At 60.3% G+C, this 8,455-nt stretch carries 7 protein-coding genes and 1 tRNA gene; 1 reads left to right on the top strand and 7 read right to left on the bottom strand.

The annotated features are described in order from the left end of the window. Positions 1–160: 160 nt before the first annotated feature. From AAAB16_RS23875 to AAAB16_RS23845, 7 genes are all read right to left on the bottom strand, one after another. Positions 161–769 (bottom strand): hypothetical protein, encoded by a 609-nt coding sequence (locus AAAB16_RS23875; RefSeq protein WP_340665583.1) that lies wholly within the window; start codon positions 767–769, stop codon positions 161–163. A gap of 151 nt (positions 770–920) precedes the next feature. After that, positions 921–997, bottom strand: a tRNA-Met gene (locus AAAB16_RS23870). Between the two features lie 86 nt (positions 998–1,083). Further along, the gene (locus AAAB16_RS23865; protein WP_340665582.1) at positions 1,084–3,951 is read right to left on the bottom strand and encodes an EAL domain-containing protein; all 2,868 of its coding nucleotides are present in this window, start codon (positions 3,949–3,951) and stop codon (positions 1,084–1,086) included. 165 nt (positions 3,952–4,116) lie between these two features. Further along, the gene (locus AAAB16_RS23860) at positions 4,117–4,647 is read right to left on the bottom strand and encodes a BON domain-containing protein (protein WP_340665581.1); all 531 of its coding nucleotides are present in this window, start codon (positions 4,645–4,647) and stop codon (positions 4,117–4,119) included. Beyond that, complete coding sequence (locus AAAB16_RS23855) at positions 4,644–5,237, bottom strand: phosphoheptose isomerase (RefSeq protein WP_110616852.1); 594 nt, start codon at positions 5,235–5,237, stop codon at positions 4,644–4,646. Before AAAB16_RS23855 ends, AAAB16_RS23860 begins: the two co-directional genes overlap by 4 nt. Positions 5,238–5,422: 185 nt before the next feature. After that, complete coding sequence (locus tag AAAB16_RS23850; RefSeq protein WP_340665580.1) at positions 5,423–5,794, bottom strand: YraN family protein; 372 nt, start codon at positions 5,792–5,794, stop codon at positions 5,423–5,425. Next, the gene (locus tag AAAB16_RS23845) at positions 5,795–7,609 is read right to left on the bottom strand and encodes a penicillin-binding protein activator (RefSeq protein ID WP_340665584.1); all 1,815 of its coding nucleotides are present in this window, start codon (positions 7,607–7,609) and stop codon (positions 5,795–5,797) included. Positions 7,610–7,743: 134 nt separating this feature from the next. On the opposite strand from AAAB16_RS23845, the gene rsmI reads away from it, so the two are divergent. Further along, a partial coding sequence (gene rsmI, locus AAAB16_RS23840; RefSeq protein ID WP_340665579.1) for a 16S rRNA (cytidine(1402)-2'-O)-methyltransferase occupies positions 7,744–8,455 on the top strand: 712 nt, incomplete at its 3' end.

Raw genomic sequence — 8,455 nt, 5'->3', positions numbered from 1 at the left:
AGTCTGGGGTAGTGGGGTTTAACGCAGACGGAAATGCACAGCGCGTCACTGACTTCCATGATTCGCCGTTTTTGCTCTCCGCTGGTTTTTGCAGAAATGATCGGTTTGACGACATCAGCCCAGAAGTGGTGTGGTTGGGTCGGGCAAAAAAGGGGCAGACTTATTTTTCTTGGGAAATAACGCTTTCCCCTTCAAAACAGAACTCCTCAATCAGGTGCGCCGCTTCATCCGAGCCTAAAAACTTAATGAGTGAGGCAGTGCTTGATTTGAGCTCTCGCCCAATCCCATCGATCTGAGCAATTGCCGTCTTCGTCTGTTCGTACAAGCCGTCCAGATAGGTCTTTGCTGCCCTACAGCCACTGTCCGTTTTCAGGCTGTGCTCGCTCCGGAAGTGATGGACCAGAAAATTTCTCTTATGCAGCAGTTCATCAAGATTCTGATAAAGCTGTTTAGCTTCCTTTGCGTCGACCGGAATCCTAAAGCGTGTGCGAATGACGATGCTGTTGGTGACAGACCGCTTCGGTTCTTCAGCGTCTTCATCGAAGTCAGCGGCCCGTTTTATTAGCTGTCTGATGAGTGAGCCTAGCGTGAGTTTTGCGAGCTTCTCGCGCTGTTGTTCAGGTGTCGGCCCGTCGTTAGAAACTTCAAAATACGGCAGCAGATTTTTAAGCGCCTGCTCATACAACTGCAGGTTAAGAATGCATTTCCCGATCAGCACAAAAACAGCCGTCTGCGCTTGCTCGAGTTCATTGGGGAGGAGGTTGGTCATCCGTTTCCAGCCGCTTGAGTTTGGCTTGGATTCTAGGCATCGACGACAGAAATTTCGAGGAGGGCTGCGGAGTGCGGTGATGTAGTCACCTTTCCCACTTTTCCTACGCCCACAAAAAAGGGCTTAGCTTTCGCTAAACCCTTGTTTTGTTTGGTGGCTACACAGGGACTTGAACCCCGGACCCCAGCATTATGAATGCTATGCTCTAACCAACTGAGCTATGTAGCCAAGTGGCGCGCATTATTCTTGGCTCGGGCTTGGCTGTCAAGCTTAAATTCCTTCCTTTTTTCACGCACGATCAATCGCTTAGCACGTTAGTGGGTGTCGCTGTGGGCGATGCCTCGCGGTTGCATGAGTGGGTTTTGCGTGAGTTGTTCCAGGGCCAGCGGTTTGGCGAAGAAGTAGCCTTGGGCTTGGCCGGCGCCGATTTCTCTGAGCAGCTGCAGGGTGGCTTCGTCTTCTACGCCTTCGGCTACCACCGACAGGCCCAGCGATTCGGCCATACGGACGATGGCGCGCACGATGGCGCGGCTGCGGCTGCTGGTGGTGAGTTCGAAGATAAAGGATTTGTCGATTTTCAGGCCGCTGAATTGGTATTGGTGCACGTAGCTCAGGGATGAGAAGCCTGAGCCGAAGTCGTCGAGCACCACGCTCATGCCTTTGTCGGAGAGTTGTTGCATGGTCAGTTGCGCTTGCGCCGGTTCTGCTACCAGCGCGCCTTCGGTGAGTTCCAGGCAGATGCGTGCCGGGGCGATGTTGTAGCGGTCGAGCAGGGTGAGCACTTCTTCGGCGAATTCGGGGCGGGTGATGCTGTAGCTGGAGCAGTTGACGTGCACGGGCGGCCAGTTGGCGTGTTGCGGTTGGGCGAGAATTTCCGCCACGCAGTTGAGCATGTACAGGTCGAGACGGCCGATCAGGCGCAGGCCTTCCAGGGCGGGTAGGAAATAGCCGGGCGCAAGCACGGTGCCGTCGGGTTGGTGCCAGCGAATCAGGGCTTCCAGCGATACCAATTCGCCGGTGCGCACGTTAACGATGGGCTGGAAGTAGGGCAGCAGTTCGTCGCTGCGTTTTAGCGCGTTGCGCAGTGCGCCTTCGCGTTCCATTTGGTCGGATACTTCGCGGCGCAGTTCTTGGTTGAACACGGCGAAGCTGTCGCGGCCGGCGTTTTTTACCCGGTACATGGCGGTGTCGGCGTCGCGCAGCAGGTCGGCGGGTTCCTGGTGGAACTGCTGGTCGGCGCTGACGATGCCGATGCTGCAGGAGGAGAACAAGGTGTGGCCGTCGATGGCGAAGGGCACATCGAATTCAGTGAGGATGCGTTCGGCAATGCCGATGGCCACTTCCAGCGGCGCGCCGGGGGCCAGTACGGCAAATTCGTCGCCGCCCAGCCGGGCCAGCAGGTCGCTACCGCGCAGGCAGGCCCGCAGGCGCGCGGCGGCTTCGGTGAGGAGCAGGTCGCCGAAGTGGTGACCGAGGCTGTCGTTGATCAGCTTGAAGCGGTCGAGGTCAATAAACATCACCACCAGGCCTTTGCCGTGTTCGCGGAAGTCGCGCCAGGCTAGGTTGAGGCGGTGTTGCAGGTGGCTGCGGTTGGGCAGGCCGGTAAGGGCGTCGTGGGTGTTTTCGTGTTGCAGTTTGGCGTTGGCGTAGTCCAGCTCGCGGGTGCGGCTTTGTACCCGTTCCTCCAGTTGCAAGTTGGCGGCTTGCACGGCTTCGGCGGCGTTGCGGCGTGAGAAGGCGGTGTCGATATGCCGCGACACAAAGGTCAGCAGTTCCTGGTCGCGCAGGGTGTAGCGCACGTTGGGTTCGTAGCTTTGCACCACCAGTACGCCGCGCACGTCGTTGTCGGCGAACAGCGGAATGCCCAGCCAGGATTGCGAGCGTACGGGTTCGTTGCTGCGCTCGATTTCGCCGATGTCCATCAGGCGCGAGGCTTCGTCGTAGTCGATCAAGCAGGGGCGGCGTTGGCGGATGACGTATTCGGTCAAGCCGCGGCGGCCACGGCGCGGTGGTGGCGGGTCGCTGCGTTGTTCGTCAACAAAGTAGGGAAAGCTGACTTCATCGGTCTGCCGCTCGTATTGAGCGATATAGAAGTTAAGGGCAAACAGCAGCTCGCCAACAATGCCATGCAGGCCGCGAAACAGGTCGACCATTTCGCCGGGCTGGCTGGACAGTTCGGTGATCTGGAACAGCGCGCTTTGCAGGTGTTCGGCGCGCTCGCGGTCGGCGATTTCCTGGCGCAGGGTGTGGTTCAGTTCGGACAGCTGCACGGTGCGCCGCGACACGGTTTCTTCCAGGTCGGCGCGGTGCAGGATGCGGTCGAGGGCCATGGCCACGTGGCGGGTGACAACGAGAAACAGCGCGCGGTCTTCGGAGCTGTAGATACGGGACTTTTCATACACCTGCATGGCCAGCATGCCGAACACTTCGTCGGACGCGTTTTTCAGCGGCGCGCCCATCCAGAATTCCGGTTTATGCCCTACGCAGTAAAAGCGCCCTTGCGCCTCGGCAGCCCAAATGCCGGCAGCATCGATCAGCAGCGGTTGGCCGGTGGTGAGCACCATGCCGGTCAGCGACAGGCGCTCGGGGTCTAGATACTCGTAGTTCTCCGACTCCAGTGCTTCGGTGTCGATGATGTCAACGTAGTACGGATAGGTGATCTTCTTGGTGTCGAAGTCGTACAGCGACAGGTAGAAGTTTTCCGCGTCGATCAAGCTGGCCAACTGCTGGTGCACGCCAACCAGAAAGGCGGAGCGGTCGCGGGTGGAGCTGGCCAGATAAGTGATTTCGTAGAGTACGCGCTGAGTCAGCTGGGCGCGGGCCAGGGTGATGGCTTGGGTCTGCAGGGCGAGTTGTTGGGCAAGGTCGGTCAGTGCGGCGTTGTCGGCATCGGAGCTGCTTTGCGGGGCCAGCAGCCAGCCCAGTACGCTTTCACCGCTGCCGGTGGCCCAACGCTTGAGCTGGTGGCTGTGGCAGAAGGCGTCGAGTTGGTCGGGGGCGATGCTAGTGGGCCACTCGGTTTGCGGGTCGCCTTGGCCGCTGAGGTGCAGTTGGTCGTTTACTCGGTACCAGGCCCAGGCGTGCGTCTGCGGCCATTGGCTGGCGCTGACGAGCAGGTTGCTGATAGCGCTGGCGAAAGCCGCTGCGTGCGGCGAACCGTGGGGCAGGGTAGACGAATTCATTGGCGCTCCAAGCCATAAGCTGACTGCGGCCATCTTCGGGCCTAGACGCTAGCCCTGGCAAGCTGCAAGGCATGGGCGGAACAAATGCGATGGCGTAATCGCACACACAACAGAAAGCAAAAAGCCCTGCATAGGCAGGGCTTTTTGCGGAAGCGCTGGGTTAGGTCAGTCGACGTACTCAAACAGCTTCACAATCTTTTGCACACCGGATACGCCCTGCACCAGGTTGGCGGCCAGTTGTGCCTGCTGGCGGCTGACGACGCCAAGCATATAAACGATGCCGTTCTCGGTGATCACCTTGATGTTCGAGCTGGACACGCTGTTGTCGGTCAGCATCTCGGTTTTGATTTTGGTGGTCAGCAGCGCGTCGTTGCTGCGCGCCAGGGCCGAGGAGGGCGCAATCACTTGCAGTTCGTTGTAGACCTTGCGCACACCTTGTACCGAGCGCGCGGCTTGTTCGGCGGCGGCCTTCAAGTCGGCGCGTGGCGTCTGTCCGGCGAGCAGCACGATGCCGTTGTAGCTGGTGACGACAATGTGCGAGCCGTTGGCTAGATCAGGGCTGGCCTGGTTAATTTTCTGCTCGACATTCGAGGGGATGAATTGGTCATCGATCTTGTTGCCGAACGAACGGCTGCCGCACCCGGAAAGCACCAGGGTAATGGCAAGGGCGGCAAGGATTAATGGCGAACGGGTCATTCTTCACTCCCAAACAGTTGGCTATCAATCAGATCGCAGAGGCAATGGATGGCCAGCAAGTGGACTTCCTGAATGCGTGCAGTAACTTTCGATGGAACACGGATTTCCACATCTTCGGGCAGCAGCAGTGAAGCCATGCCGCCGCCGTCGCGACCGGTGAGGGCAACCACCACCATTTCACGGTCGTGGGCGGCCTGAATGGCCTGGATAACGTTGGCCGAATTACCGCTGGTGGAGATCGCCAGCAGCACGTCGCCGGGTTGACCGAGGGCGCGAATTTGTTTGGAGAAGATCTCGTTGTAGCTGTAGTCGTTAGCGATCGAGGTAATGGTCGAGCTGTCGGTGGTCAGCGCAATGGCGGGCAAGCTTGGGCGCTCGCGCTCGAAGCGGTTGAGCAGTTCCGAGGAGAAGTGCTGCGCGTCGCCGGCGGAGCCGCCGTTGCCGCAGGTGAGAATTTTGCCTTCATTAAGCAGGGCTTGAACCATCACCAGACTGCCGTGCTCGATGTAGGGAATAAGCACTTCCATGGCTTGCTGTTTGGTTTCGATACTGGCTTGAAACAGCTGGCGGATACGGGATTGCATGTCCATCGGAGATGACCTTCAGTGTGGCTGCTGATCAGGTGGCCCAGGGTGATTCTGGTGCCTGCCTGTTACAGGTAAAAATCGCTCGGTGCCGCAGTCGGTACTGGGCTGTGCCGAAACCGTGTCTGTTCTTGCACTAACTTGCTGCCGCGCAGCGTACTGCCGGCAATCGTTTATGGGCTCAGGCTGATTCAGGTGTCAAAGGCGTTGCGAATCCAGTTCAGGCGGCCCGCTTGCGCGCTGCCGGTATTGATGGCTACGACATCGAAACGGCACGGATGTTTGGCCCAACGCGGCTCCTGCTGCAAAAAGCTGCTGGCCGCGAGAATAAGCTTTTGCTGCTTGCGGCCATCAACACTTTCTACTGCGCCACCCCAGGCGGTATGCCGGCGGGCGCGAACTTCGACGAATACTACTGTATCGCCGTCCAGCATGACCAGATCGAGCTCGCCGCCCTTGCAGCGCCAGTTCTTGCTCAGCAGTTTCAGGCCGTGCTGGCGCAGATGCTCAAAGGCCTCTGCTTCGCCTTCGCGGCCTGCGCTCTGGGTGCTGGCGGCGGTCAATCAGAAGCTGCTGCTTTCAGGTAAGCGTTGCACCGCGCCATCGCGGAACTCAGCCCACGGCAGTTGGCGCTCAATGCGCTGGCTGGCGGTCAGGCTCAAGCGGCCGGACAGGCCTTCTACGCGGCTGTCGGGCAAGGCTTTAAGTTCGCTCAGGCGCGGCGCCAGGCGATAGGCATCGACGCCCATGGCATACAGGCGACCGAGGCTGCCGGCCGCCTGTGGCCATTGGCCGGCGACTTGTTGGCGCAGCGGGTCGTTGGCATCCAGCAGCCATGGCGTTTCGCAGAAGCGGATGCCATCCAGGTCTTGGTACTGCGATGGGTTGCTGCCGCCGGTGAACAGGTGCGAGGTGGCATACACCGGCACGTCACCGGCGTACTGGAAGGCCAGGGTCGGTTTGATTTGTTGTGCTTGCTGCGGCGTAGCGGCGAGGAAAATAAAGTCGATGTCCTGACGACGCGCCGGCTGTGCCGCAACCTGGGTGCCGAGCACGCTTTGCAGGCGCTTGGCGCGGGCTTCGCTTTGGCGCAGTTGGAACAGGTCGGCGATTTGCTGCGCCAGTTCTACCGGTTGGTCGACGTGCTCGGCGGCGATCAGGCTGCCGCCTTTGGCTTGCCAGCTGTCGCGGAACGCTGCCAGTACACGGTCACCCCATTCACCACGTGGCACCAAGGCGACCGCGCGGCGCATGCCGTCGTCCCAAGCGCGACGAGACACTTCACGGGCTTCGTCTTCGGCAGCCAGGCCAAATTGGAACAGCTGCGGCGGGCCTTCGCGGCCAACGTCGCTGTAGTTCAGGGCCAGGGTGGTGATCGGCAGTTGCTCGCGATCACTCAGTTGTTTGACCAGGTTTTTCTCCAGCGGGCCGACTACTAACTGAATGCCAGCGGCTTGGGCCTGGCGGTAGAACTCATCCATTGAGGTCAGGCGCGAGCTGTCGAACACCTCTACGCTCGGCGGGTTCTGACCGGCTTGCTGGGCCTGGAAGTGGGCGGCCATAAAGCCGTCACGCAGGGCGCGCGCCACCGAGGCCAGTTGGCCGTCTTGTGGCAGCAGCAGGGCGATTTTGGTCAGTGGCTGGCTGGCCAGTTCTTTGAGCTTGGTCAGCGGCGCCGGCAATTGTTCGGCGGCAGGGTGTTGGGGGTTCTGCTGGCGCCAGGCGTCGATGGCGGCTTGCTGCTGTTGCAAGGTGCCAGCGGTTTTCACCACGTTGGCCAGTTGCAACCAGCCGGCGAGGTCAGCGTCGCCACCGCCTTGCAGTTGATCGGCTGGCAGCGAAGACACCAGCGTCCAGATATTTTCGTGGTTGCTGCGTGCGGCTTCACCATTGAGCAGCGGCGCAATAAACACGCGCTCGCGGGCGGCAGCTAGGGTTTGGCCATCGGCTTCCAGGGCTTGGGCGCGAACCAGTTGGGTGCGTATTTGTTGCTCTACCGGCAGTTCAGCCAAGCGCTGCATGCCGGGTTGGTCGAGAGCCTGCAGGGCGCTTTTCGGTTTGCCGCGGGCTAAGGCCAGTTCTGCACTCAGGGTGCCGGCGAATACCTGTTGGGCGGGTTTCAGCGATGCAACGGGCACCTGCTCAAGAATTTGTGCGGCGCGGCCCAGATCCTTCTGTTGATACGCCTGGTCGGCGGCGGCCAAACGTAGCGAAGCGGCTTGTTCCGGTTTTGCCGCGTCGGCCTGTTGCAGCAATTGCTCGATACTGGCTTGCGGCGTGCGCGGTAATTCGCCAAGGGTGGAGGACGGCGAGCTTGAGCAGGCGGCCAAGAGAGCGGCAAGGCTGATAGCAAGGAGCGGGCGCAGGCCGGCGGTCAGGCGGATGATCATGTAGACGTTCCTGGTACTTGATCGAAGAGGGCGGATTGTACCCAAGGGGCACGGCAGGCGCGATGTTGATGGCGTGAATCGGGCTACAATGCGCGCTTTCCGTGATTGACGAGGTGTGCGTTGTGACCACTCAGGGTGCTTTGAATTCCACTACCGGCACGCTTTATGTGGTCGCCACACCGATTGGCAATCTCGACGATATCAGCGCCCGCGCCTTGAAAGTGCTGCGCGATGTGGCGCTGATCGCGGCTGAAGACACACGTCATTCCATGCGTCTGATGCAGCATTTCGGTATTCCTACGCCACTCGCGGCTTGCCACGAGCACAACGAACGCGATGAAGGCAGCCGTTTTCTCGCGCGTTTGCAGGCAGGGGATGACGTGGCGTTGATTTCAGATGCGGGCACGCCGCTGATTTCCGATCCGGGCTACCACTTGGTGCGTCAGGTGCGCGCCGCCGGTATAAAAGTAGTGCCGGTGCCAGGGCCTTGCGCGTTGATTGCGGCGCTGTCGGCGGCGGGGCTGCCATCGGACCGGTTTATCTTTGAGGGGTTTCTGCCGGCCAAGGCCGTTGGCCGTCGCGCCCGCCTGGAGGCGGTAAAGGAAGAACCGCGCACGCTGATCTTTTATGAAGCGCCGCACCGCATTCTCGAGTGCTTGGAAGACATGGAAGTGGTGTTCGGCGGCGAGCGTGTGGCGCTGCTGGCCCGTGAGCTAACCAAAACTTTTGAGACCTTAAATGGCCAGCCGTTAGCCGAGCTGCGCGCCTGGGTGGCGGCCGACAGCAATCAGCAGCGCGGCGAGTGCGTGGTGTTGGTCGCGGGCTGGCAGGCGC

Origin of the sequence: Pseudomonas sp. (assembly GCF_037994325.1) — a bacterium.
In the GTDB taxonomy this organism is placed as follows: domain Bacteria; phylum Pseudomonadota; class Gammaproteobacteria; order Pseudomonadales; family Pseudomonadaceae; genus Aquipseudomonas.
Note: the sequence above shows the minus strand (reverse complement) of the source record. Positions and strands in the feature narration are given on the sequence as shown.

Bases quoted from the DNA above. Each gene is read 5' to 3' on its own strand.
- AAAB16_RS23860 (WP_340665581.1), bottom strand. From the start codon at position 4,647: ATGACCCGTTCGCCATTAATCCTTGCCGCCCTTGCCATTACCCTGGTG.
- AAAB16_RS23855 (WP_110616852.1), bottom strand. From the start codon at position 5,237: ATGGACATGCAATCCCGTATCCGCCAGCTGTTTCAAGCCAGTATCGAA.
- AAAB16_RS23875 (WP_340665583.1), bottom strand. From the start codon at position 769: ATGACCAACCTCCTCCCCAATGAACTCGAGCAAGCGCAGACGGCTGTT.
- AAAB16_RS23865 (WP_340665582.1), bottom strand. From the start codon at position 3,951: ATGAATTCGTCTACCCTGCCCCACGGTTCGCCGCACGCAGCGGCTTTC.